This is a genomic window from Chitinolyticbacter albus (assembly GCF_024437655.1).
GTDB lineage: Bacteria > Pseudomonadota > Gammaproteobacteria > Burkholderiales > Chitinibacteraceae > Chitinolyticbacter > Chitinolyticbacter albus.
The window spans coordinates 1-24079 of record NZ_JANBVF010000047.1; the positions used below are offsets into that span (position 1 = coordinate 1).

At 64.6% G+C, this 24079-nt stretch carries 27 protein-coding genes and 1 pseudogene; 8 read left to right on the forward strand and 20 right to left on the reverse strand.

Translation table 11 applies throughout. The features are described 5' to 3' along the window. Positions 1 to 309 precede the first annotated feature (309 nt). The 4 genes and pseudogenes from mobA to NLI84_RS17545 all read left to right on the forward strand — a co-directional run. Positions 310 to 861: pseudogene (gene mobA / locus NLI84_RS17530) on the forward strand (molybdenum cofactor guanylyltransferase MobA); the annotation flags it as partial. Positions 862 to 867: 6 nt separating this feature from the next. Next, positions 868 to 1374, forward strand: coding sequence for a cyclic pyranopterin monophosphate synthase MoaC (gene moaC, locus NLI84_RS17535; RefSeq protein ID WP_255992126.1), 507 nt, complete (start codon positions 868 to 870; stop codon positions 1372 to 1374). Positions 1375 to 1425: 51 nt separating this feature from the next. Beyond that, a complete protein-coding gene (locus NLI84_RS17540) occupies positions 1426 to 2157 on the forward strand; it encodes a pseudouridine synthase (RefSeq protein ID WP_255992084.1) in 732 nt (243 codons plus the stop codon). Then, positions 2157 to 2906, forward strand: coding sequence for a TlyA family RNA methyltransferase (locus tag NLI84_RS17545; protein ID WP_255992085.1), 750 nt, complete (start codon positions 2157 to 2159; stop codon positions 2904 to 2906). Before NLI84_RS17540 ends, NLI84_RS17545 begins: the two co-directional genes overlap by 1 nt. Here NLI84_RS17545 and NLI84_RS17550 read toward each other — a convergent pair. From NLI84_RS17550 to NLI84_RS17630, 17 genes are all read right to left on the reverse strand, one after another. Continuing rightward, positions 2878 to 4623, reverse strand: coding sequence for a PglL family O-oligosaccharyltransferase (locus tag NLI84_RS17550; protein ID WP_255992086.1), 1746 nt, complete (start codon positions 4621 to 4623; stop codon positions 2878 to 2880). The two genes, NLI84_RS17545 and NLI84_RS17550, sit on opposite strands and share 29 nt — an antisense overlap. Positions 4624 to 4768: 145 nt before the next feature. Next, positions 4769 to 5503, reverse strand: a complete 735-nt coding sequence (tatC, locus tag NLI84_RS17555) for a twin-arginine translocase subunit TatC (protein WP_255992087.1) — start codon at positions 5501 to 5503, stop codon at positions 4769 to 4771. A gap of 5 nt (positions 5504 to 5508) precedes the next feature. Continuing rightward, entirely contained in the window at positions 5509 to 5979 is a 471-nt protein-coding gene (gene tatB, locus NLI84_RS17560) for a Sec-independent protein translocase protein TatB (RefSeq protein ID WP_255992088.1), read from the reverse strand. 10 nt (positions 5980 to 5989) lie between these two features. After that, positions 5990 to 6208, reverse strand: a complete 219-nt coding sequence (gene tatA, locus NLI84_RS17565) for a Sec-independent protein translocase subunit TatA (RefSeq protein WP_255992089.1) — start codon at positions 6206 to 6208, stop codon at positions 5990 to 5992. Between the two features lie 25 nt (positions 6209 to 6233). After that, positions 6234 to 6590 (reverse strand): histidine triad nucleotide-binding protein, encoded by a 357-nt coding sequence (locus tag NLI84_RS17570; RefSeq protein WP_255992090.1) that lies wholly within the window; start codon positions 6588 to 6590, stop codon positions 6234 to 6236. Beyond that, positions 6587 to 6919, reverse strand: coding sequence for a phosphoribosyl-ATP diphosphatase (locus tag NLI84_RS17575; RefSeq protein WP_284699979.1), 333 nt, complete (start codon positions 6917 to 6919; stop codon positions 6587 to 6589). Before NLI84_RS17575 ends, NLI84_RS17570 begins: the two co-directional genes overlap by 4 nt. 132 nt (positions 6920 to 7051) lie before the next feature. Continuing rightward, positions 7052 to 7438, reverse strand: coding sequence for a phosphoribosyl-AMP cyclohydrolase (hisI, locus tag NLI84_RS17580; protein WP_255992091.1), 387 nt, complete (start codon positions 7436 to 7438; stop codon positions 7052 to 7054). A 23-nt stretch (positions 7439 to 7461) separates the two neighbouring features. After that, the gene (locus tag NLI84_RS17585; protein ID WP_255992092.1) at positions 7462 to 7806 is read right to left on the reverse strand and encodes a hypothetical protein; all 345 of its coding nucleotides are present in this window, start codon (positions 7804 to 7806) and stop codon (positions 7462 to 7464) included. 87 nt (positions 7807 to 7893) lie between these two features. Beyond that, entirely contained in the window at positions 7894 to 8661 is a 768-nt protein-coding gene (gene hisF, locus NLI84_RS17590) for an imidazole glycerol phosphate synthase subunit HisF (protein WP_255992093.1), read from the reverse strand. A 67-nt stretch (positions 8662 to 8728) separates the two neighbouring features. Next, positions 8729 to 9472, reverse strand: coding sequence for a 1-(5-phosphoribosyl)-5-[(5-phosphoribosylamino)methylideneamino]imidazole-4-carboxamide isomerase (gene hisA / locus NLI84_RS17595; RefSeq protein WP_255992095.1), 744 nt, complete (start codon positions 9470 to 9472; stop codon positions 8729 to 8731). Between the two features lie 41 nt (positions 9473 to 9513). Beyond that, entirely contained in the window at positions 9514 to 10158 is a 645-nt protein-coding gene (gene hisH / locus NLI84_RS17600; RefSeq protein ID WP_255992096.1) for an imidazole glycerol phosphate synthase subunit HisH, read from the reverse strand. A 5-nt stretch (positions 10159 to 10163) separates the two neighbouring features. Further along, positions 10164 to 10757: an imidazoleglycerol-phosphate dehydratase HisB gene (hisB, locus tag NLI84_RS17605; RefSeq protein WP_255992098.1), complete on the reverse strand. Its 594-nt coding sequence runs from the start codon at positions 10755 to 10757 to the stop codon at positions 10164 to 10166. Between the two features lie 83 nt (positions 10758 to 10840). Then, positions 10841 to 11710 (reverse strand): HDOD domain-containing protein, encoded by an 870-nt coding sequence (locus tag NLI84_RS17610; RefSeq protein ID WP_255992099.1) that lies wholly within the window; start codon positions 11708 to 11710, stop codon positions 10841 to 10843. 85 nt (positions 11711 to 11795) lie between these two features. Beyond that, complete coding sequence (hisD, locus tag NLI84_RS17615) at positions 11796 to 13088, reverse strand: histidinol dehydrogenase (RefSeq protein WP_284699980.1); 1293 nt, start codon at positions 13086 to 13088, stop codon at positions 11796 to 11798. A 114-nt stretch (positions 13089 to 13202) separates the two neighbouring features. Continuing rightward, on the reverse strand, positions 13203 to 13814 hold the full coding sequence (locus tag NLI84_RS17620) for a LysE family transporter (protein ID WP_255992100.1): 612 nt from the start codon (positions 13812 to 13814) through the stop codon (positions 13203 to 13205). Positions 13815 to 13885: 71 nt separating this feature from the next. After that, on the reverse strand, positions 13886 to 15115 hold the full coding sequence (locus NLI84_RS17625) for a DUF805 domain-containing protein (protein ID WP_255992102.1): 1230 nt from the start codon (positions 15113 to 15115) through the stop codon (positions 13886 to 13888). A 134-nt stretch (positions 15116 to 15249) separates the two neighbouring features. Beyond that, on the reverse strand, positions 15250 to 15882 hold the full coding sequence (locus tag NLI84_RS17630; protein ID WP_308445835.1) for a cysteine hydrolase family protein: 633 nt from the start codon (positions 15880 to 15882) through the stop codon (positions 15250 to 15252). A 676-nt stretch (positions 15883 to 16558) separates the two neighbouring features. On the opposite strand from NLI84_RS17630, the gene egtD reads away from it, so the two are divergent. The 4 genes from egtD (at position 16559) to fusA (ending at position 21670) form a co-directional block, all read left to right on the forward strand. Then, complete coding sequence (gene egtD, locus NLI84_RS17635) at positions 16559 to 17602, forward strand: L-histidine N(alpha)-methyltransferase (RefSeq protein WP_255992103.1); 1044 nt, start codon at positions 16559 to 16561, stop codon at positions 17600 to 17602. Further along, on the forward strand, positions 17599 to 18855 hold the full coding sequence (gene egtB, locus NLI84_RS17640; protein WP_255992104.1) for an ergothioneine biosynthesis protein EgtB: 1257 nt from the start codon (positions 17599 to 17601) through the stop codon (positions 18853 to 18855). Before egtD ends, egtB begins: the two co-directional genes overlap by 4 nt. A gap of 59 nt (positions 18856 to 18914) precedes the next feature. Beyond that, positions 18915 to 19106: a hypothetical protein gene (locus tag NLI84_RS17645; RefSeq protein ID WP_255992105.1), complete on the forward strand. Its 192-nt coding sequence runs from the start codon at positions 18915 to 18917 to the stop codon at positions 19104 to 19106. A 539-nt stretch (positions 19107 to 19645) separates the two neighbouring features. After that, complete coding sequence (gene fusA / locus NLI84_RS17650) at positions 19646 to 21670, forward strand: elongation factor G (protein WP_255992106.1); 2025 nt, start codon at positions 19646 to 19648, stop codon at positions 21668 to 21670. A gap of 62 nt (positions 21671 to 21732) precedes the next feature. Here the strand turns inward: fusA and NLI84_RS19280 are convergent, their stop codons facing one another. The 3 genes from NLI84_RS19280 to NLI84_RS17660 all read right to left on the reverse strand — a co-directional run bounded on the left by NLI84_RS19280 (position 21733) and on the right by NLI84_RS17660 (position 24078). Continuing rightward, positions 21733 to 22062 (reverse strand): four-helix bundle copper-binding protein, encoded by a 330-nt coding sequence (locus NLI84_RS19280; protein WP_373316985.1) that lies wholly within the window; start codon positions 22060 to 22062, stop codon positions 21733 to 21735. Between the two features lie 142 nt (positions 22063 to 22204). Continuing rightward, positions 22205 to 23242, reverse strand: a complete 1038-nt coding sequence (gene rtcA / locus NLI84_RS17655; RefSeq protein WP_255992107.1) for an RNA 3'-terminal phosphate cyclase — start codon at positions 23240 to 23242, stop codon at positions 22205 to 22207. A gap of 41 nt (positions 23243 to 23283) precedes the next feature. After that, on the reverse strand, positions 23284 to 24078 hold the full coding sequence (locus tag NLI84_RS17660; protein ID WP_255992108.1) for a nucleotidyltransferase domain-containing protein: 795 nt from the start codon (positions 24076 to 24078) through the stop codon (positions 23284 to 23286). Position 24079: the final 1 nt, after the last annotated feature.

Genomic DNA, 24079 nt, shown 5'->3' on the forward strand with positions numbered 1-24079 from the left:
CAATGAGCAACCGAAGAAAATCGTGCGCTTTATGTCGCAGACGGGGGGATAAGCGCTCGCTCACGTTTGAGATGGCGCTGCGGCGGCGCTGCTGGGCCCGCGTGAATAGCCTGCATCTCGTCGACCGAACGTGTTGATGCTCACCACCAGCCGGCATCTTGGGCTTGCTTACGGCGAGAATGCATTTATGATGGGCTACCTGAAAACAAAGACCCCGCCATGGAAGCTGGATGAAAGCAGCATCGGACAGTAGTGGGTCGATGCCAAGGTCATGACCTTGGCCAACTACGGATAGATGGAGCAAGAACGGTGCGTAAAATCGATGCGGTCATTCTGGCCGGTGGCCAGGGCCTGCGCATGGGTGGGCAGGACAAGGGGTTGGTGCAACTGGCTGGCCGGCCGCTGGTGTCGTGGGCAATCGACGCGCTGTTGCGACAGTCTCCGCGACAGCTGGAACAGATCCTGATTTCCGCCAACCGCAATCTCGCCGAGTACACCCGCTTGGGCTACCCGGTACTGCACGATGTACACGATGGCTACCCTGGACCGCTGGCTGGCATCCACGCCGCCCTGCTCGCTTCACCAGCCGAGCTGATGCTGGTGGTGCCGTGCGACGTGCCCTTCCTGCCGCATGATCTGCTGCAGCGGCTGTTTGACGGCATGGGCGACGCGCCGGTGGCCGTGGCGCAAAGCGAGAACGGCCGGCTGCATCCGACGACCTGCTTGTTGCGCCGTGGCGTACTGCTGTCGCTGACCGAGCGGCTCAACTGCAAGGAGCTCAAGGTGGCGGACTGGATTGCTGCGCTCAAGCCCGCCTACGTCGAATTCCCCGATACCACCTTCGCCAACGTGAATACGCCCGAGGAATTGGCCGCCTGTAGCGATCGCGCCGGCGCCGCGCCCGCGCTCACGCATTTCGACGCGGCGGGCCAGGCGCATATGGTCGATGTCGGCACCAAACCGGAGACCGCGCGTGTCGCCGTTGCCAGCGGCAGCATCCGCATGCTGCCCGCGACGCTCACACTGATCGCCAACGGCGGCCACAAGAAGGGCGCTGTGCTCGGCATTGCCCGTATCGCCGCCATCATGGCCGCAAATCAGACTGCCGACCTGATTCCGCTGTGCCACCCCATCCCACTGCCCCGCGTCGCCGTCGATTTCGCCCTCGACCCTGCGGCCTGCGCCGTGCATTGCACGGTGAGCGCCGACACGATGGGTCGCACCGGGGTGGAGATGGAGGCGCTCACTGCGGTGAACATCGCGCTGCTCACCATCTACGACATGTGCAAGGCGGTCGATCGCGGCATGAGCATCACCGACATGCGCCTCCTGGAAAAACACGGTGGGAAGTCGGGCAGCTGGCAAGCCGCATGACCCGGCGGCGGTGAGCGGAGTAAAATCCGGCTTTTGCCTCGTGTAGCCCTCATGGAACCCATCCGCCTTTCCAAACGCATGGCCGAACTCGGGCTGTGCTCGCGGCGCGAAGCCGACGAATACATCGCGCGTGGCTGGGTCCGGGTCGACGGCGTGGTCGTCGACGTGCTGGGCAGCAAGGTATTGCCCCAGCAGAAGATCGAGCTGCAGCGCCAGGCGCAGGCCGTACAGGCGCAGCGCGTCACCATATTGATCAACAAGCCGGTCGGCTATGTATCCGGCCAGGCCGAGAAGGGCTACGAGCCCGCCAGCGTGCTGGTCCGCCCGGAGCACCACTGGGCCGGCGACAGCAGCGGCATCCGCTTCGAGCGCGATCACCTCAAGGGACTGGCGCCGGCCGGCCGGCTCGATATCGATTCGGTCGGCCTTCTGGTGCTCACCCAGGATGGCCGCGTCGCCAAGACGCTGATCGGCGAGAACTCGCCCGTCGACAAGGAATACCTGGTGCGTGTGGCCGGACGGCTCTCCGCCGAGGGATTGCAGCGGCTGAACCACGGCCTGTCGCTCGACGGCGAGGCACTCAAGCCCGCCAAGGTCAGCTGGCAGAACGAGGACCAGCTGCGCTTCATCCTCAACGAGGGCAAGAAGCGCCAGATCCGCCGCATGTGCGAGCTGGTCGGCCTGCGCGTGATCGGCCTCAAGCGCATCCGCATCGGCCGCATCACGCTGGGCGATCTGCCACAGGGTAAGTGGCGCTACCTGCGGGCGGACGAGCGGTTCTGATGCCGCGCGCCGATGTACTGCTGGTCGAGCTGGGCCTGGCGCCGTCGCGTACCGCCGCACAGCACATGATCGCCGCTGGCCGCGTCAGCGCCGATGGCAAGGGTATCGACAAGCCCAGCCAGAAAATCGACCAAGATGCGGATATCGTCGTTACACCGGATGAGGCCGATCGCTACGTGTCGCGCGGCGGACTCAAGCTCGCCGGCGCGCTGGCCTGTGCCGGGCTGAGTGTGAGTGGACTGCAGGTGCTGGACGTGGGGCAAAGCACGGGCGGGTTCACCGATTGCGCGCTGCAGGCCGGCGCGCGCCGCGTGCTCGGACTGGAAGTAGGGCACAGCCAGTTGCATCCGCGGCTGACGAGCGATGCGCGCGTGGTGACGCTGGAAGGCGTGAATGCGCGCCACGTCACCCACCAGGACATCGCCGCCCAGCTCGATGGCGAGATCGATCTCATCGTCGGCGATGTCTCGTTCATCTCGCTGACGCTGATCCTGCCCGCGCTCGCTGAGCTGCTGCCCGAGGGTGGCCAGCTGCTATTTCTGGTGAAGCCGCAGTTCGAGGTCGGTCCACAAGGATTGGCACGTGGCGGCATCGTGCGCGACGCCGGGCTCTACCCCGAAGTCGAGGCCAAGGTCCGCGCCGCCGCCGAGGCGGCCGGGCTGACAGTAGCGGGCTACTACGACAGCGCCATCACCGGTGGTGACGGCAACCGCGAGTTCTTTATTTACGCGCGGCGCGCTCGGCCTTGAGCTGGGCGAAGTAGGCGCTCGCAGCGTCGACTTCGGCCACCAGTTCGTGCATGGCCGGGTAGCGATCCTGGAACTTGTCCGGCTCGCCGCGGAACCACGCGAGGCTCGCCGGATACGCATACGCCGCCTGCCGGACCAGTACACGCCCGCGCGCCACGTCGCCCTGCATCGCGTGCATCACGGCGGCACGCCCCAGCTGCGCCGGGTAGGGCCGCACCGCATTGAGCGGATCGAGCACGGCCAGCTTCCACGGCACATCGGATTCGGTCGCCACCACGTAATTGGAGAGCGCGAAGGTCGCGTAGAAATCGACCAGCGGGTGCCGGCGCAATTTTTCCAGCTGGGCGATGCGCTGCACGTTCAGAGCGGCGTTCTTGGCAGGCTGAACCAGCGGATAGATCAGCAAATAGGTCTGCAGGCCAACCGTAGCAAGCGCCAGCGCAAAGGCGCCGCCCGCCACGCACAGCGTGCGCACGCCCCAGTCCGGCAGCCGCCAGCGCGGAGCGCCATCCCAAGCGACGAACAGCAGCACCGCGAACGGCAGCAAAAAGTGCGCATACCACAGCGGGTATTCGACAAGGCTGTGCAAGAGCGATACGGTGACCAGCACCGCGCCGAACCAGGCCACTGTGTTGTCGCGGCGACGCCAGACACCGACCGCGGCAGCGGCAATGCCAGCGAGCACCGGCAAGGTGCCGGCAAGGCCCGTTTCGGCGAGCAGGTTGAGCAGACTGTTGTGGCTATGCGTGAACAACCGGCTTTCCATTGCCTGGGCAAAGCGTGGCTCGATCTGCAGCGCCACGCTGTGCGCCGGGTACGCCGACCAACCCACGCCTAGACCCGGATGCGCGACAAAGGCCTGCCAGGCTTTCTGCCATTCGACGAGGCGTCGGCCCCCATTGGACGCGATGCGCTCCAGCGCGCTGGCCTTCCCGCCTCGGCCACCGACGAGAGCATTGATCAGGTCGACCAGCAGCGGCGCCAGCACCTGCGCCACGACAATCAGCGCAACGGCGTAAAGCAGTTGCCGGCCAAAGCGCCGCACCTCGATATCGCGTGTACGCCAGAGCATGGCGCCGCCGAACACCAGCCACGCGCCGGCATACATCAGCACCGAACGCGAGCCGCACCAGGCCAGCAGCAGCGCCAGCCAGGGCGCCACCAACCAGAACACGATGCGCGGCGCCCGGCCCTGCGACACCAGCCAGGCTAGCGCCCCCAGGCCCCAGGCCAGGTAATGGCCATACATATTGGCCTGACCGATCGCGCCGAACACGGTGGCGCGTCCGCTGGTGAACTTGACCCAGGCCTGCGGCAGGCCAATGCAGACGCTGACTGCAGCACCCGCGACCAGGCCCCAGGCCAGCGCGGTGAGCAGCGGAGCCCAACCGAATACATCGCGGGCGCGCGCCAGCGCCAGCAGCATCAGCGCCGCCATACCCATGTAGGCCATCGGAATCAGCAGCAAGGCGAGAAACGGCGGCGGCTGCAGCCACAGTTGCAGGCCCAACGCCGCCACCAGCGCCAGCCACATCCACGACAGCCACGGCGTGGCGGTACGCGCCCGTGGCAGGCCGAGCGCGGCCAGCACCAGCGCGGCACCGCCAACGAAGGCGGCAAGCTCGGATGGGAACACCGGATTGGGCGCCCAGCGGAACGGGATCAGGAAAGGCGCGCAGGCAAACAGGAACAGCAGCAGTTGGAACACGCGCAGCATGGCGGGCATCAGGGCAATCAGGATGCGGCAGTGTAGCGCGACAAGCGGCGGCTACTTGTAAGCGCCTGTTCAACGGCCGGTGACAAAGCTGTGACGACCGCGGCTTGACGCTGCCAGTGACGTCGATACGCCGCACCAGAGTGCCTCAGGCCTGCTTCACGGCCTCGGTGCGGCGCCCCGTCCATTGCGCGACGAAGCAGCCCAGTTCGAACAGCAGCCACAGCGGCAGCGCCAGCAGGCACTGTGACACCACATCCGGCGGGGTGACGACGGCAGCGACGACGAAGGCGCCGACGATGATGTAGGGTCGCCATTCGCGCAGCTTGGCCACCGAAACGATGCCCAGGTGCACCAGCACCACCACGGCGACCGGCACTTCGAAGGTGAGACCGAAGGCGAGGAACATGCCGAGCACGAAGTCGAGGTACTCCCCCGAATCGGGCAGCCATTGCATAGACGCCGGCACTACGGTGGCGATGAAATGGAACACCGTGCCGAACACGAAGAAATAGGCGAACGCCATGCCAACAAAGAATAGCAGCGTGGACGACACCACCAGCGGCAACACCAGCCGCTTCTCGTGCTGGTAAAGGCCCGGCGCGACAAACGCCCACGCCTGGTACAGGGTGTGCGGCAACGTCACGACAAACGCCGCCATGGCAGCGATCTTGATCTGCAGCACAAAGGGTGAGGCGATTCCGATCGACACCAGCTTCTGGCCTGGCAACACGCTGGCGAGCGGCGCCACCAGCAAGTCATAGAGCGGCTGCGAGAAATAGAAACAGACGAAGAAACCGGCCAAAAAGACCAAGATGCCGCGCAACAGCCGGTCGCGCAGCTCCAAAAGGTGTTCCATCAACGGTTGCAGATCGGTGCTCATGGGCTTCAACGGCGATCGCGCGCGGTGGGTACGGCGGGTTCGGGTGCGGCGGCAAACAGGTCGAGCTGCCGCTCGTCGACCGCGCGCACCGGCGCCTCTTCTATGGCGGGCACGCTGGCATCGGCCACCAAGGTCAGAGACTCAACCTGAGCAGGCTGCGTCGCAGCCGGTGCTTCTACGGTTTCGATTGGCGCGGACACGATCGATTCGCTCAGCGCCTCGCGCGCTTCGGTGAACGGCTGGTGTATGGTGTGCTGCAGCGCCGCCTGCTCGGCGCGCAGTTCGGCCTCGATCTTGGCCAGTTCCGTCTGGTTGATCTCGCGGTCCAGGTCAGCCTTCACATTGGCGGCAAAGCGCCGCGCACGGCCGACCAGCGCGCCGACGGTGCGCGCCACTTTGGGGAGGCGCTCGGGGCCCAACACGACCAGCGCCACGGCGCCGATCATCAATAGCTCGGAAAAACCAACGTCGAACAAATGGCAGGCCTCAGCGCTTATCGCGCTCGGCCACGTCGATCACGCGGCCGCCGGCCTTGTCGTCGGTCTCGGCCAGCTTCTTGGGCTCATCCTCACCCTTCATGCCGTCCTTGAAACCACGCACGGCCGAACCGAGATCCTTGCCGACGTTACCCAGCTTCTTGGTGCCGAAGACCAGGATGATGATGGCCAGCACGACCAGCCAATGCCAGATACTGAACGAACCCATGTGATGCTCCGATTGCTTGAGGTATTTAGTAGGTGACGACTTCGGCGATGCGCGGCGATAGCCCGGGGCCACCGATCACGTGGGCATGCAGGTGGAACACCGACTGCCCACCACCGGCCCCCGTATTGACGATGGTGCGGTAGCCGTCGACGAGACCCTGCTCGCGCGCGCAGCGCGCCGCCACCAGCATCAGCTTACCCAACAGCGCCTGATGTTCGACCTCGGCATGCGCCAGCGATACGATATGGACCTTGGGTACCACCAGAAAGTGCACTGGCGCCACCGGATGGATGTCGTGGAACACCAGCACGTCGTCGTCTTCGAAGATCTTGTTCGAGGGAATGGCGCCACTGGCCAGCTTGCAGAATATGCAGTCGCTCATTTCCCTTGCTCCTTGCGCGAGGCCTTTTCCTCTATTCCCGAAATGCCCTCGCGGCGCGCCAGCTCGGCCAGCACATCCTCGTGGCTCAATCCTTCGTGCGCCAGCAGCACCAGCGTGTGAAACCACAGATCGGCCACTTCGCGCACCACGTGCAGCTTGTTGCCATCCTTGGCTGCCATCACCACTTCCACCGCTTCCTCACCCACCTTCTTCAGGATGGCCTCGGTGCCCTTGCTATAGAGCTTGGCGACGTAGGAAGTCGACGGATCAGCGCCGCGGCGCTCGGCCAGCGTGCTGGAAAGACGTTCGAGGATATCGGCAGAAATCATTGCGGATCACTCCGGGTGCGCAATCAAACCGCAATTATATTGCCGTTTCGTTGCAAGTTCGTGGCGGGATGCACCGGGCACCGCACGCGAAAGGGGAAAAAGGACGGCACAGCCAGGACGCGGGCGCGCCGCTCAATGCTTGTAGATGGTGGCCGGATCTTTCAGCACCGGGTCGACCACCTGCCACTCGCCTTCCTTGAGCACGCGGAAGAAGCAGCTTTGCCGGCCGGTATGGCAGGCGATGCCGCCTTCCTGGTCGATCTGGTAAATCAGCACGTCGCCATCACAATCGAGGCGGATCTCGCTCACGCGCTGGAAGTGGCCGCTCTCTTCTCCCTTGTGCCACAGCCGGCCGCGACTACGCGTGTAGTAATGCGCGGTGCCGTGCTCGGCCGTCAGTGCCACCGCCTCGCGATTGGCGAAAGCGAACATCAGCACCCGGCCGGATACGCGATCCTGCGCGATCACGGGCACGAGGCCCTTGTCATCCCATTTGATTTCATCGAGCCAGGCGGCCACGGTGACTCCTTGTTCCAGATTCTTTACTCGACGTTCAACCGGATCGCGGTGTAGCTCGGGTCCGGCAGGTAATGGCTGACCAGCTGCACCTTGGCGCCGGGCACGAGCTCCGTGGCTGGCACTTCGAGCTTGACCGGGGACACCAGCACACCCTGCTCGTCCTCCACCATCAGCCTGGCATCGGCGAGCTTGAGCGGCGTCTTGCCCTTGTTTTCCAGCGTAACGAACAGCGTGAGCTCGTTCTTCAGACCATGGCGGCTATTGTCGATCACCGCCGACAGGCCATCGCGGCTCTTCACGGCGATATCGCAAGCCAGCGCCGAGCTGGCGGAGACTAACAATGCAAGGGCAATCAACAGCTCACGCATGATGGGGTTCCTGATCAGATCGAAAACGACACGCTAACGCCTGCACGCGTGCTGCGGGGCAAGTGCCGACGCGCGTCGCAGCACTGCCTACAGCCGGACCTCGATCCCGGCCGCCTGCATCGCTTCCTTGGCCTGGCGCACCGTGTACTCGCCAAAGTGGAAGATGCTGGCCGCCAACACTGCGCTGGCGTGGCCCTGCGTGACCCCTTCGACCAGATGCTGCAGGTTGCCGACACCGCCTGAGGCGATCACCGGGATGTCGACCGCATCGCTCACCGCGCGCGTCAGCGGCAGGTTGAAGCCGATCTTGGTGCCATCGCGATCCATGCTGGTCAGCAGGATTTCACCGGCACCCAGTTGCTGCATCTTGCGCGCCCATTCCACCGCATCGAGCCCGGTGGCGCGGCGGCCACCATGGGTGAACACCTCCCAGCGGGTGTTGGACTCGTCGACCGCCTTGGCGTCGATCGCCACCACGATGGCCTGGCTGCCGAACTTGTCGGCCGCACCCTGCACCACCTCGGGGTTGGTGATGGCAGTGGTGTTGATCGATACCTTGTCGGCGCCGGCGTTCAAGAGCCGTCGTACGTCGCCCACCTGCCGCACGCCACCGCCGACGGTCAGCGGAATGAACACCTGCGAAGCCACCGCCTCGATCACATGCAGGATCAGATCGCGGTTGTCGCTCGACGCGGTGATATCGAGGAAGGTGAGCTCGTCCGCCCCCTGCAGATTGTAGCGCTTGGCGATCTCGACCGGATCGCCCGCGTCGCGCAGGCCGACGAAATTGACGCCCTTGACCACGCGACCGGCGGTAACGTCGAGGCAGGGAATGATGCGTTTGGCTAGCGGCATGACGATCTACTCGAAAGGCGAAGGGGCGCCCAAGCGCCCCGTCGCCAGGATGAAACGCGCAGCGGAATCAGGCCGGCACCAGCTGGTCGGCCAGTTCCTGCGCGTCCTTGAAATTGATGGTGCCTTCGTAGATGGCGCGACCGGTGATCACGCCTTCGATGCCTTCGGCCTCGACTTCGCACAGCCGCTTCACGTCATCAAGGTTGGTCAGTCCGCCCGAGGCGATCACGGGAATGGTCAGCGCCTGAGCCAGCTTCACCGTCGCTTCGATATTCACGCCCGACAGCATGCCGTCCCGGCCGATGTCGGTGTAGATCACGCTCTCGACACCATAGCCCTCGAAACGCTGCGCCAGGTCGATCACGTCGTGATCGGTGATCTTGGCCCAGCCATCGGTCGCCACCTTGCCGTCCTTGGCGTCGAGCCCGACGATGATGTGGCCAGGGAAGGCGTCGCACGCCTCGTGCAAAAAGCCCGGCTGCTTGATCGCGGCGGTGCCGATGATCACGTAGTCGATGCCGGCATCGAGATACATCTCGATCGTTTCCAGATTGCGGATGCCGCCACCCAGCTGCACCGGTACGTCGCCATCGATGGCAGCGAGGATGCGCTTTACCGCATCGAGATTCTTGGGCTTGCCGGCAAAGGCGCCATTGAGGTCGACCAGGTGCATGCGGCGTGCCCCTTGTCCCAGCCAGTGGCTGACAAAGCTCGCCGGGTCATCGGAGAACACGGTGGCGTTGTCCATTTCACCCTGGCGCAGGCGCACGCACTGGCCGTCTTTGAGATCGATAGCGGGGATGATAAGCATGGTCTGGATCTAAGGGTTTGCGGGTTTACACGTCGGGCCGATCAGGGGCGACCGTCCCAGTTTACGAAATTTTTCAGTAACTTGAGGCCGGCATCGGCCGATTTTTCCGGATGGCACTGGATGGCGAAGATGTTGTCACGCGCCACGGCCGCCGCGAAACGGTAGGGATAGGCCGATTCGACCACGGCGATGTCGTCGACCGGGGCAAAGTGATAGCTGTGCACGAAATAGAAACGCTCGCCATCCGGGATACCGGCCCACAGCGGGTGATCGCGCTTGATGAACATCTCGTTCCATCCCATGTGCGGCACCTTGAGCCGCTCGCCGTCCGCGCCGACCATCTGTTCTGCCGGGAAGCGGATCACCTGGCCGCCGAATACGCCGAGACTGTCGGTCGGCCCTTCCTCGCTGCGCTCGAACAGAAGCTGCGCGCCGACGCAGATGCCCAGAAACGGCTTCTCGGTGGCGGCCTTGAGCACGCTGGCCTTCACGCCGGATTCCTCCAGGTGCGCCATGCAGTCCGGCATGGCGCCTTGCCCTGGGAACACCACCTTGTCGGCGGCGGCGATCTCGGCAGCATCGGCGGTCAGCACCACGCTGGCACGGTCGCTAGCGACGAGCTGCATCGATTTGACCACCGAGTGCAGGTTGCCCATGCCGTAGTCGACGATGGCGATTTTTTGCATCGTGTTCAGCCTACCAAAGTGCCCTTGGTGCTCGGCGTAATGCCCGCCATGCGCTCGTCGAACGACACCGCCATGCGCAGCGCGCGGCCCAGTGCCTTGAAGATGGTCTCGGCCTGATGGTGCGCGTTCTTGCCCTTCAGGTTGTCGATGTGCAGGCTGATCGCGGCGTGGTTGACGAAGCCACGGAAGAATTCGCCGAACAGGTCGACATCGAAGCCGCCGATCACGGCGCGGGTGTAGTCGCACTCGTATTCGAGACAGGGGCGACCGGACAGGTCAACCACGACGCGGCTCAAGGCTTCGTCGAGCGGCACATAGCTGTGGCCGTAGCGCACAATGCCCTTCTTGTCGCCCACTGCCTTGGCAAAGGCCTGGCCCAGCGTGATGCCGACGTCTTCCACCGTGTGGTGGGCGTCGATATGCAGATCGCCGACGGCCTTGATTTCGATGTCGAACAGGCCATGGCGCGCCACCTGGTCGAGCATGTGCTCGAAGAAAGGCACGCCGGTATCGAACTTGGAAACGCCGGTGCCATCCAGATTGAGCGTGATGGTGATCTGGGTTTCCAGCGTGTTGCGGGTAACGGTAACTTGACGCATGGGCAGGCAGTGGTCCGGGGTAGTGCGAGATTGTCTCCCAGAACCGGCGCGGCGGGAAGCGGGAACGTAATCCGGGCGGCGCTTTACCAGTGCGAAACGAACTCGTCGCAGGCTGCATCGAACTCGGCCTGCAAGGCAGTGAAGCGCGGATCGGACAGCTCGGGCGGGGTGTAATCGTCGTCGACCAGATCGAGCATGCGCATTTCCTCGACGCCATCGGCAAAGATATTGGCGACGTAGAGCACGTCCGACAGCGTGCGCATCGTCACTTCCGGCGTGCGTGGCGTGTCGTTGTCGCGTACCGCTTCGATGATGTCCTCGGGCAGGCCCAGCGCATCAAGCAGCACGGTACCCACGCTGTCGTGCCATTGCGCGACCAGGTAGTGCACGGTCGCCGGCCGCTCGACGAGCTCGGGGTAACGCGTGGCGCGCTCCAGCATGTAGAAGGCGCCCAGGTCGTGCACCAGGCCACCGAGCATCGCCAGCTCCGGATCGATGCGGGTGAGCTTGCGCGCCAGTACCCGGGCAATGGCTGCGCACTTGAGCGTGTGCACCCAGAAGTTCTTGGCAATGGCGTCAAACGCCACCAGCTCGCGCGAGCGCACCATTTGCTGCATGGCGCAGGCCAGCGCCGCCGAGCGCGCGGTGGCAAAACCCAGCCGGGCCACCGCCTGTCCGACATCGACCAGCGGCTTGCCGCCGGCGTTATAGGCCGCGCTATTGGCCAGCCGTAGCAGCTTGGCGGTGATCAGCGGATCGCGCTGCACTTCATGCACCACCGCCTGCAGCGACGCGGCCTCGTTGCGCAGCACCTTTCCAACGCGAATGGCAGCATCGAAGCAGATGGGAAAGGTCACCTCGCTGCCTAGCTCACGGGCAATGTCCTCCAGCATGGCAAAGCGTTCGCCACGCAGTTCGGCGGCAGTCTTGGGGGGCGTGAACATGTTAGGCATGGGTGTTCTGCAGGTAAGGGTGGAACGATTTCAGCATAGGAAAAGAGACGACAGCTGGCCGCGCCTTTCTAACATTGCATCCCCGCTACTTCAACCGCAGCTCGGCTGCGCACGCATGCGCCGTCAAGCCCTCGCCGTGTGCCAGCACGCTGGCAATACGACCGAGCTGCTGCGCACCGGCCTCGGACACATTGATCAGGCTGGTGCGCTTCTGGAAATCGTACACGCCGAGCGGGCTGGCGAAGCGCGCGGTGCGCGCGGTCGGCAACACATGGTTGGGGCCGGCACAATAGTCGCCCAGACTCTCGGACGTGAAGCGGCCCATGAAGATGGCGCCGGCGTGGCGCAACTTGCCCACCCAGGCCTCGGGCTCGGCCACCGACAGCTCCAGGTGCTCGGGCGCTATGTAGTTGGAAATGGTGCAAGCGTCATCCAGATCGGCCACCTTGATCAGCGCGCCGCGATTGGATAGCGACGCTTCGATGATGTCGCGGCGCGTCATGGTCGGCAGCAGCCGGGCGATGCTGGCCTCTACCGCGTTGATATACGCCGCGTCCGGGCACAGCAGGATGGCCTGGGCAATCTCGTCGTGCTCGGCCTGGCTAAAGAGATCCATCGCCACCCAGTCCGGATCGGTGCCGCCATCGCAGATCACCAGGATTTCGGAGGGCCCGGCCACCATGTCGATGCCGACGATGCCGAACACCGCGCGTTTGGCGGCGGCGACATAGGCATTGCCCGGGCCGGTGACCTTGTCGACCTGCCGGATGGTCTGCGTGCCGTAGGCCAGCGCACCGACCGCCTGCGCGCCACCGACGGTGAAGACGCGTGACACGCCAGCCACGTGAGCGGCGGCGAGCACCAGATCGTTTTTCTCGCCCTTCGGGGTAGGTACCACCATGATGATCTCGGGCACGCCGGCGACGTGCGCCGGAATCGCATTCATCAGCACCGACGACGGATACGCCGCCTTGCCGCCTGGCACATAGATGCCGACCCGATCGAGCGCGGTGATCTGCTGACCCAGGAGCGTGCCGTCCTCGTCGTGGTAGCTCCAAGACGCCATTTTCTGCCGCTCGTGGTAGCGGCGCACCCGCTCGGCGGCGGCAACGAGCGCATCGCGGCGTTCGGCCGGCAGACGCTCGAACGCGGCCTTGAGCTCATCCTGCGTCAGTTCCAGATCGGCGAGCGTTTGGGCGCTGGTGCCGTCGAAGCGATTGGTGTACTCGACCACGGCCGCGTCGCCGCGCGCCTTCACGTCGGCAAGGATATCGGCGACGCGCGCGTCGACCTGCGGATCCTGCGAGGTTTCGAAGGCCAGCAGCGCCTGCAGTTGGGACTGGAAATCGGAAGTAGCGGAATCGAGGCGACGGATCATGGCAAGGCGGGATTTGAATCAGCGAAAGCCCCGAGTATACCCGGCACCGACGCCATCCGCCTGTCGGAACAAGGCATTACGCGCGCGGCTTGCCCCTGCGCAAGCGAAGCCCGATCAAGACAACGCAACCTTCACCCCCAGCGCCACCAGCACGCCGCCCAGCACCTTGTCGATCACCGCCTGAGCCCTGGCCAGAGTGCGCCGTACCACAGCGCTCTGGATGATGAACACCAAAAGCGGCCACCAGATCACGCCCAGCATCCAGATGATGAAGGCGTACCACAGCTTGGCGAGCAAGGTGGTGTCGACGCTGAGGATCTGGGTGAACACCGAGAGGAAGAACAGCGTGGCCTTGGGATTGAGCAGGTTGCACAACAGGCCCTGCATGAAAGCCTGGGTCAGGCTCACCTCCTCGCGAACACCGCTCAATGCGATGGTGCCGCCACCGCGCGAGCGCAACGCCTGGACGCCGATCCACACCAGATAGGCCGCACCGGCATACTTGAGGATATTGAACAGCCATGGCGTGGTGGCGATCACCACTGCCAGGCCTGCCACGCAGTAGCTCATGTGCGCGGCGATGCCGACATTCACCCCTGCTGCGGTCGCCAGCGCCGCGCTGCGCCGGTAGCGCGCGGCGTTCTTGACCACCAGGAAGAAGTCCGGCCCAGGCGAGAGCATGGCCAAGAGGGCGATGGTGGTGACAACAAGCGTGGTCTCGAGCATGGCGATCTCCGTGTGCCCCACGCCATGCTATGCCTGCGGCAAGAACCGCCGTATACGGGTTTTCCGCAGCACTAGTCGTCGCCCTTCTTCATCTGCTCGCGCAACTCGTCGGCGGTGATCTCCACGCCCTCTTCGCGCATGGCGGCGGCCATTTCCTCCAGCTGCTCGTCGCTCAACTGGCCGGCTTTCAGCTTCTGGCGCTGCACATAATCGCCGTAGCCGGGGACGCCGACCGATGCCAGCATCGCCGGGATGGACAGCAAGGACAGCAGCAAGCCAATCACCGCCAGCACGTTGATCAGCGTGGTTGGTGGCTCGGCCGGCGGGCCGTAACGGTTGTCGCCCGGCGAGCCCGGCCAGAAGCACAGCGCCAGCGAGCCGAGTGTGACAAGGCCCCAGGCCATGGCGCCAAGGCGCGCATCGATCAGGCTGATCAGCATGGACACGACCACGCCGCCGACCGCCCACCAGCCAGACTGGTTCACGTCGTGCAGCCGGAACACCGCCAGTCGCACGAACAACCAGACCCAGGCCATGCCGAACACCACCCAGAAGCCCTTGAGGAAGACCAACGCCAGCGAGAACAGCAGCGTGATCGGGAAGATGGCCAGGATCAGTAGCACACCATAGGCGAGATAGCGCATCCGGCCCAGCCGGCCGCCAAGACCCACGCCAAACAGCTTGGGCGTTTCAACGATATCCATCAGTGCGGCGGCGTCCGGGCGCAGCGACGACACGCTGCGCGGCCCCGCCATCTGCTGCGCCTGGCGCGCCTCGATCTTGGCCTGGTTCTGCGCGGCGAGCATGCGCGGCATGTCGGTACCGCAGCCGGTACACAGCGTGCGCTTGGGTTGCTCCAGCGCGCAGGATGGGCATTTGATCGTTTCGGGCAGTGACTCCTCGACCAATCCCAATTCGCGCTCGGGGGGTGCCGCCACGGCAGCGACCGGCGCTGCGACTTGCGGCGGCACGCGCAGTGTGACCGTGGGCGGATGGATGGGGCGCGCCTGTATATCGTCAAGCAAGGATGGAAACGCGCGCTCGCCAGTTGGCGCCTGCCAGGGGCGGCCGTCCGGATGCTCGACGCGTACGCCGGCGCCAGCCTTGGCCAGCAGTGCCAGATAGGTATCGACATGCGCCAGCGGCAATTGCTGCTTGATCACCGTCGGCGCCGTATCGAGTAGACGCGCGCTGCGCTCGGCATCGAGCTTGAGCAGTGCGGCCAGATTGTCGCGCACACCGTCGCGCTCATGGCCGGACAATACTTCACCAGTCAAAACCAGACGGACCGTCTCGCTCATACGAAGTAGGACTTGTTCAACTTGGAAAGCCAGAAAATTAACGAATTATTCAGCACTCAGCAAGCAAGAGTGCGGAATTTCGCACTACCGGGCGCATCCAGCATGGCAGTTACTTACAAAAACCAGCAAGATCTTCACGACGACGCCGAGTGACCCGCGTCCTCGATCTCACACAGCTCCAGGGCCGTGAGAACGCCACGCCGGCGCATCGCCCATTTTGCGAACTGCAGTTTCCAGGCGGCGTTGCTCGCAATCGCGTCAAGCGGGGTGGTGACGGCGTAGCCCAGGGCACGCGCGGCAAGTGCCGTGGCCCGTACGCACCCTTCGGCGTACACCCCAACGATGACAATGCGCGAAACCCCATGGGACTGGAGTAAGGGTTGCAACTGGGGATTGGAAAAGGCACTGGGCGCAGACTTCGAAAAGATCGGAATACCTGGGGGAAGCGTGATGCGGGGGTCGATTTCACCGCCAGGAGCGCCTATGACTGCGGCGCCCCGGCGGAAGAAATTGCCGATCTTCTGGCTGGCCTTGAACTCATTCACGATGGCAACCGGTATGGCCGCCGGCAACACCTGGCCGCCGAGTATGCGTCGCGCAGCGGCAATCACGCGCTCGGCACCGACATCGCCTACGGGCATGCGGCCCCGCATCGAATCCAGAAAATCGACTTGCAAATCCATCAGGAGCACCGCGGTCGTTGTCAATTCGAGCCTCTCGTGATTCTTTGCCTCGAGCAGCCTGTTCGCAAGCGTAGTCGTTAACACCAGCCCATGCTTTCAACGATAGAAATGTTTCAATGGTATATGGGTTGATGTGCGATGGCCTACCATCGCCACACATCGCAGCGACATCCCGGGCGCATTTGTCCTGTCCAGCTGGCTGCAGATTATGCCGTTGCTTCGTATATTCGCCGGGCACACTCACCGCGATCACCGCCCCCTCTTCCTACCAGCAGGCCATGCCACCGATGAGTTCCTTCGCGGCAAAAGTCGTGCAGCGACATTGGCTGCGCTCGGCCCATCGCCTCAGCCTGTATGGCGGTCCACGAGAGTGGCCCGAGCGCGGTGCGGATTGCGCGCTATCTTGTTCAACCTCGCCAAGTGCGGCTCAAGCCGGTTCAAGTACGGGCACATTCCAGCCCGCAACAGGCGCAGCAGTTCATCACGCCATTGTTGCTCGACCCGGGTGATGCGACGTGGCAAACGGATCTGGAGGGGCGCGTGCTCATTGAGCTCCCAATGCCGCGCCTAGCCACCGGACCGCCCTCCTTCCTGCTCGCCTCAAGCCGCAGGCCTGCAGTTTTTTGCCATGCCTTTGTAAAAGCTGCAACGCGCTGCTACGTTTTCAACACTTGGATCCCTTCCCTTCAGGCACACGGCTTGCTCCCGTGACCCGTGCGGCCGCACCAGCCTGGTACGGCCGCCCACCTTGGGAGGCAGTATGGCTACATCGATTTCGTTCGATCAGCACCACCCACGCGGCAGCTGGCGGCGTTTTGAAGCGCTGCAAGACGCCCCGTTGATCGAAATCGCCACGCTGGAAAGCGCCCAGCAACGGCAGGCAGGACTGCTGGCCGGTCTGCTTCAGCCAGCCGCCGCCATTGATCCCAAGTTCTTCTACGACGCCCAGGGCTGCGCGCTCTACGGCGCCATCTGCCAGCTGCAGGAGTACTACCCCACTCGCACCGAGGCGGCAATCTTCGAGCGCTATCGCGATCAGATCGCCGCACAGTTGCCCGGTCGCTGCTTGTGGGTGGATCTGGGCTGCGGCGATGGTGCCAAATCCTGGCCCTGGCTGGAGACGGTGGATGCGGCGGGCTATATGGGTGTCGATATCGCGCAGGACTGGCTGGCCCACACCTTGCAGGTGGGCGCGGAGCGTTTTCCAGCCATCGCGTTCTCGGGCGTGGTCACCGACTTCAGCCAGACGCTGCTGCTGCAGCCCGTGCTCTCCGGGTGGCTGGAGCAGCCGCCGGTGTTGTTCTATCCCGGTTCGTCCATCGGCAATTTCGCGCCGGCGCAAGCGCTGGCACTGCTGCGCGCCATGCGCCAGCACCTGGGGCCACACGGTCGCTTGCTGATCGGTGTGGATGCGCTCAAGGACGAGGCCACGCTGCGCGCCGCCTACGACGATGCGCTGGGCGTGACTGCTGCATTCAACCGCAATGTGCTGAGGGTGGTGAACCGCGAGCTGGGCTGCCACTTCGAGCCCACCGATTTCTCCCACCGCGCGCACTTCAACGCCAAGGCCAGCCGGATCGAGATGCGGCTGGTCGCGCGTCGCCCGGTCACCGTCCAGTTGGCCGGTACCATGCGGCATTTCGCCAAGGGCGACGCCATCGTCACCGAGCATTGCTACAAGTTCACTCCGGAGCGCTTCGAAACCCTGCTCACCGTTGCCGGTTTTGGCGAGATCCAGCGCTGGAGCGACGATCGCGGCCACTACAGCGTGTTCGTTGCCGCCACTGGGCGAGCCCAGACGTGAAGCCCGAACCTGCGCGGACCATGGCCGCCGCCAACGCACCGTTGCGCGATCACTATGCCACCGTGCGCGCGCGCTCGCTGCAACTGATAGCGGGGCTGACGGCGGAGGATTGCATGGTGCAATCGATGAGTGACGCCAGCCCGCTGAAATGGCATCTGGCGCATACCAGCTGGTTCTTCGAAACCTTCGTCCTGGCGCCGTTACGGGGCTATCGCTGCTTCAATCCGGCGTACCGCATGCTGTTCAACTCCTACTACGTGGGTGTGGGCGAGCGTCATGCCCGGCCGGCACGCGGCGTGCTCTCCCGCCCCGATCTGGCCCAGGTACTGGCCTACCGCCAGCACGTGGACGATGCGCTGGACACTGTGCTGCAAGGCGCATTGGCCGCAGATGCGACTGCACTGATCGAACTGGGGCTGCAGCACGAACAGCAGCACCAGGAACTGATGTTGACCGATCTGAAGCACCATTTCTGGTGCAATCCGCTGCATCCGGCCTATCGCGATTCGACCGGCCTTTCGGCCCCGCCAGCCATCGGGGCGCAGTGGTTGCGCCACGCCGGCGGCAATACGGAGATCGGCCACGCGGGCCCGGCCTTTGCCTTCGACAACGAAACGCCGCGCCACCCGGTAACTCTGGCGCCCTATGAGCTGGCCAACCGGCTGGTGACCAATGCCGAATACGCCGTCTTCATCGCCGATGGCGGCTATCGCCAGCCCACGCTATGGCTGTCGGATGGCTGGGATTGCCGCCAGCGCGAAGGCTGGCAGGCTCCGCTCTACTGGCTAGATGCCGCCGGCAAGCGTGCGTTCACACTGTATGGCGATCAGCCACTGCACCCGACCGCACCAGTCAGTCACATCAGCTATTACGAGGCCGACGCCTACGCGCGCTGGGCCGGTGCCCGCCTGCCCACCGAAGCGGAATGGGAGCAAGCTGCCGATACATCATCGACCGCGCCAGACGGCACCCCATCGCTGGCGCCACAGCCCGCAACGGGTGAAGGGCTGACCCAACTCTTTGGCACGCTGTGGCAATGGACCGGCAGCGCCTACCTGCCCTACCCCGGCTATCGGCCGCTGCCGGGCGCGGTCGGCGAATACAACGGCAAGTTCATGATCAACCAGATGGTGCTGCGCGGCAGCGCCTGCAGCACCCCGCCAGGCCACGCGCGCGCGAGTTACCGTAACTTTTTCCCGCCCGCCGCGCGCTGGCAGTTCAGCGGGATACGCCTGGCGCGCGACGTGGGCTAGCCGCCGCTCACTCGTGCCGGAGTTACTCGTGTTGCGGCGGGTCATCCACAATGTGGCGCGTGGCCTTGCGTGAGCCGATGTGGGGCACCGGCAGCACGCCGCCCGGCACCATCATCACGGCCAGCGGTGCCTTCGGTGTTGTTGGCAAACATGATGAGCCCCTGATCCAAAGCCGGATCGGGCCGTCCATGGCGGAGCAGGAAACCCGCCGCGACGAACGGCGTTGCCAGCCCCCTTTGAAAGCACGATGATGCGCCCCCAACTACGAAACACCGGCTTGGCCTTACGCCGTGCCACCACCTGGAGCAATCCGATGACCCGCAATCTGTCGCCCTTCGCGATCGTCCGCACCGCCAGCGCGGTCGTCGGCGTGCGCGTGTACGGCGCGAATCACGCATTGAAGGTCGTTATCACCTAGGTGCCGAGCGTTGCCCGGTACCTGGTCACCGGGTACCCGCATTCAGCAAAACCCCGGTCTCCCCACCGGGGTTTTTTGTTTTTCCATGTTCAACCCAAGGAGTTCGCCATGTGGCGCTACGATAAACAGATCGAAACAATTCGCGCAGGCCAAGGGAAGCAGGGCTTGCGCCCTTCCTTTGGTGCGATTTCGGCTGCCATCGTGGGCACACCCGCCGCGGCTGCCTTAGCGCAAGACACCACAAGGCCCTTCCAGCGCGGAAAGGCCCCGGCGCCCGGCCCGTAGCCTGGCGCGTGCCCTTGCAGGGCTGAATCCGTGGCGATCGACCAGCGAAGTCTGGCGATGCCGGGTTCGAACAAGGATGAACACATCATGGAAAACAGAAACCGCCGCAATATCGGCATCATCGCCCACGTCGACGCGGGCAAGACCACCACTAGCGAGCGCATCCTCTATTACACCGGCGAGAACCACCGGCTGGGCGAGGTGCACGACGGCGCCGCCACGATGGACTTCGATCCGCAGGAGCAGGCGCGCGGCATCACCATCAACAGCGCGGCCACCACCGTGTTCTGGCAAGGCACGCAGATCAATCTGATCGACACCCCGGGGCACATCGATTTCAACATCGAGGTGAACCGTTCGCTGCGCGTGCTCGACGGCGCCATCGTGGTGTTCGACGGCGTGGCTGGCGTGGAGCCGCAAACCGAGACCAACTGGCGTCTGGCGGACAAATACCGTGTGCCGCGCATTGCCTTCGTCAACAAGCTCGATCGCACCGGCGCGGATTTCCTGCGCGTAGTCGGCATGATCGAGGAGCGGCTGGGCGTCAAAGCCGCAGTGCTGCAGCTGCCGATCGGCGCAGAAGGCGACTTCCACGGCCTCGTCGACCTCGTGACGATGACGGCGCTGACCTGGCCTGCCGGCAACGCACCCACCCGCTATACGCGTGGGGCTATCCCGGAAGCGCTGCAGGCGGATGCTACGGCGTGGCGCACGCGACTGCTGGAAGCGGTGGCCGATCAGGACGACGCGCTGCTCGCCGCCTATCTGGACGGCACCGAGATTGACGAGGCCATGCTGCACGCGGCGATTCGGCGCGGCACGATCGCCGGCGACGTGGTGCCGGTGGTTGCCGGTTCCGCCTTCAAGAACAAGGGGGTGGAGCCGCTGCTCGATGCCGTCGTGGCCTATCTGCCAGCGCCGGGCGAAGTGGCCGTCGCCAGCGAGCACGATATCGCCAGCGATCCGGAAGGACCGCTGACGGCGCTCGCATTCAAGGTGATACAGGACGACCATGGCGCGCTCACCTTCGTGCGGCTGTATCGCGGCCGACTGGCCGTGGGCGACAGCGTGCTCAACACCACCAGCGGCAAGCGCGAGCGCATCGCCCGGCTGTACGAGATGCACGCCGATCGCAAGCGCGAGCGCGAGCTGGCGGTGGCTGGCGATATCGTCGCCGTCGTCGGGCTGAAAACCACGGTGACCGGCGATACGCTGACCGACCCGGCGCACCCGCTGGTGCTGGAGCGCATCGACGCGCCCGAACCGGTGATCGATATCGCCATCGAGCCACGCACGCAGGCGGACCAGCAACACCTGTCGCACGGCCTGCAGGCGCTGCTGCAGGAGGACCCCAGCCTGCGGCTGCGCCACGATGCCGACGCCGGCCAGACCATATTGTCCGGCATGGGCGAGCTGCAGCTGGAGGTGACGCTGGAAAAATTGCGTACGCGTTTCAAAGTGGAGGTCCATACCGGCCGCCCGCAGGTGGCGTACCGCGAGACCATCACCCGCAGCGCGACCGTGCAGCACGTGCACAAGAAGCAGACCGGCGGCCCCGGCCAGTTCGCAGTACTGACGCTGCAACTGGAACCGTTGCCGCAGGGCGAGGGCGTGCAGTTTGAAAGCCGCATCACCGGCGGAGCGATTCCGCGCGAGTTCATCCCGGCAATCGAAGCTGGCGTGCGCCAAGCCGCCATGGCGGGTGTCGTGGCAGCCAACCCGGTGGTCGATTTCAAGGCCACGCTGCTCGATGGCGACTACCACGAACGCGATTCGTCGCAGCTGGCGTTCGAGCTCGCCGCGGCACATGCGCTGCGCCTGGGCCTGCAACAGGCGGGATCAGTGCTGCTGGAGCCGGTGATGGCGGTGGAAGTGATCACGCCGCAGGAGCATATCGGCGACGTGATCGGCGACTTGACCCGCCGCCGCGGCCTGGTGCGGCAGCAATCGGCACGTGGCAACGCGGCGGTGATCGACGCGCATGTGCCGCTGGCGCAGATGTTCGGCTACATCGGCAACCTGCGTGCACTGACGACCGGGCGCGCCAGCTTCACCATGCAGTTCGACCACTATGCCGAGGCACAGCGACCCGTCGAGCTGGCCGCCGGTTGATCGCAGGCTGCTCTCAACCCTGGGCGGGCACTTCGGTGCCCCCTTTTTTTTTCATCCCGCCATCACGCGACACGCCACTGCGCACTGGCGGCAGGCAACGGCGCAAGGCAATGCTCGGCATCGTGCCAAGCGTATTCAGCGGCGCAGGCCTCGCACAGCTGTGCACAAATCGCGCACAACGCTGGCGCATAAGCACTGCCGCGCGCCATCAGTGTGACGGAGGGGTGGCAAACATCAGCGCAATCACGATCAAGCCGGATGCAGACGGCCCTCTCGCTGGCGTGCCCCTCCGCAAGGCAGGATGCAACGCAGTGCTCGCAAGCGATATTGCAGGCGTGGCAGGCCTCGATACACGCGGTGTTTCGTGATGTTGCATGGGTAGCTCCTCGCACAGGCTGCTACCCGATAGGGCAACCCATGCCGTTGCAGAAAAACGTACAAGCACGCGGGCAACTTGGTTTTCCGTACGGGCAGCTTGAGCATCCATGAAAAACGGCTACCCACGGGTAGCCGTTTTGTTCATGCGCGATGCCATCAGCGCGCCGATACCGCTATCCTGGCGCCAGTACTGATCGGTGTAATGTCGATGTCCACCGGCAGGAAGCGCTGGATCACCGCGATCTGAGTGGTCAGGTGCGAGGAGACCGTACAGGTGGTGAAACCGCCACCACCCGCCAGCGCCAGCGGCAACAACAGCTGGTCCGCCAGGTGCTCTCCAAGGGCGGCGCCGCTATCGAGATAGCGCCGCAACTCCGCAACTGTGTTGCCGGCGACACGCTCGGCCGAGATGCCGCGCTCGCCAAAGCCGGTGCAGATTTCCGTCAGCTGCTCGAACTCGGCGCGCAGCAGCAGCACATTGCCGGGGCCCTCATCGGCCGGCAGCTCGATCACCGCCTGCGTGGCCTCGGGAAAAGCCGCTGCCACCGTATCGAGTTCGCGCCGCGCCACGTTGTAGCTGACGCCCGCCACCACCGCCTCGGCCTGCACGCCACGCAATGCACCACGTTCCACCAGTTGCAGCGGCAGCAGCGCCGAGCCGGGTTCGATGCGGGCGACGATCTCGCCGCCGCCAGCCGGGTAGAAGCCGTGGCGATTCAGCGCCAACGTCTGCCGCACGCCCATCCTCGCCATCAGCGGCGCCCAGGTCTGGATCAGGAAATCGGCCGGCGGCGCCGCCTTATTATGGGTGCCGCCGCTGACCGTCACCGTGCTCGGTCCATCGGCCAGCCACAGCGCCGGCAATACCGTCTGCAGCACCAGCGTGCAGCTGCCCGCGGTGCCGATGGCGAAGCGATAGTCGCCGGCCAGCAGCCGACGCGGCACGAAGCGCAGCGATTGTGAACCGGGTGTGGCGCCAACGACCTGCGCGTCGGTAATGGTCGCTGCGGCCTCCACCGCGGTGAGGTGCTGACGCAGCAGCCCCGACTTGGCCCGCCCGGCGCGGATGCGCTCGATCTGGAACGGCTTGCCGGTAATCATCGAGAGCGTGAGCGCGGTGCGCAGCACCTGCCCACCGCCTTCGCCCTGGGCGCCATCGAGCTGCACCCAGTCGGATTGGATATTGTTTTTCATTGTTTTGTTTTCTTGTTCTGTGCCGGCTTCGCCAGCTGTATTCAATGTTGCATCACAGTACGCAGCAACAAGGCATCGAGCGCGGCCATGTCGCCTTCTGGCTGGCGAAAATCCGGCATCGCACCCTCGCGCGCCAACCGCGTGCTGATCCAGTCGTGGATCAGCGGGAAACGCGGGCCATATTCAGCCTCGTCTGCGGCCATCTTCAGTGCCAAAAGGCTGTTGAGCTCGTCGCGCAGCGCGGCATCCGGAATCAGCGCCTCGGCCAGTTCGGCAAAGCGCATCGGCGGCATGCCACGCTCCTCGTCCACCCATTGCGCCGCCAGCAGCGGCCGCAAGACGTACAGGTATTTCTTCAGCCGCACCGTATCGCCGTGCAGATAGCCGCGGAAGTTCTTGCGTGCCATCGCCAGGTAGTGCCAACGCGTCTTGCGCGGCGAGAAGAAGGCTGGTGCCAGCGCATGCACCTGCGCCACCCAATTGGCATCGGCACGGTAGATCACCGGCGAATCCAGCCACTCGAACAGCGTGGGATTGGAGCGCGCCAGCAATTGCAGCGCCTTGCGCAGCTCCCAGCCGGAGATATCGAGCTCGTCGTCGATCGGCAGCTCGATCACGTCGCGCTGCGGCCCCACCCTGAGATACCAGTCGGGCCGATGCACGTAGACGAAACGCACGTCGTAATCACTATCCGGTGAGGCAAAGCCCCAGCCACGACTGCCCGACTCACAGGCAAACAGCACGCGCACATCGTGCCGATCTTCGATTGCTGTCAGCTCATCCATGACCTTGGCACGCAAGGTATCCGCAATGGGATGAGCAAAGAGAATTGGCATA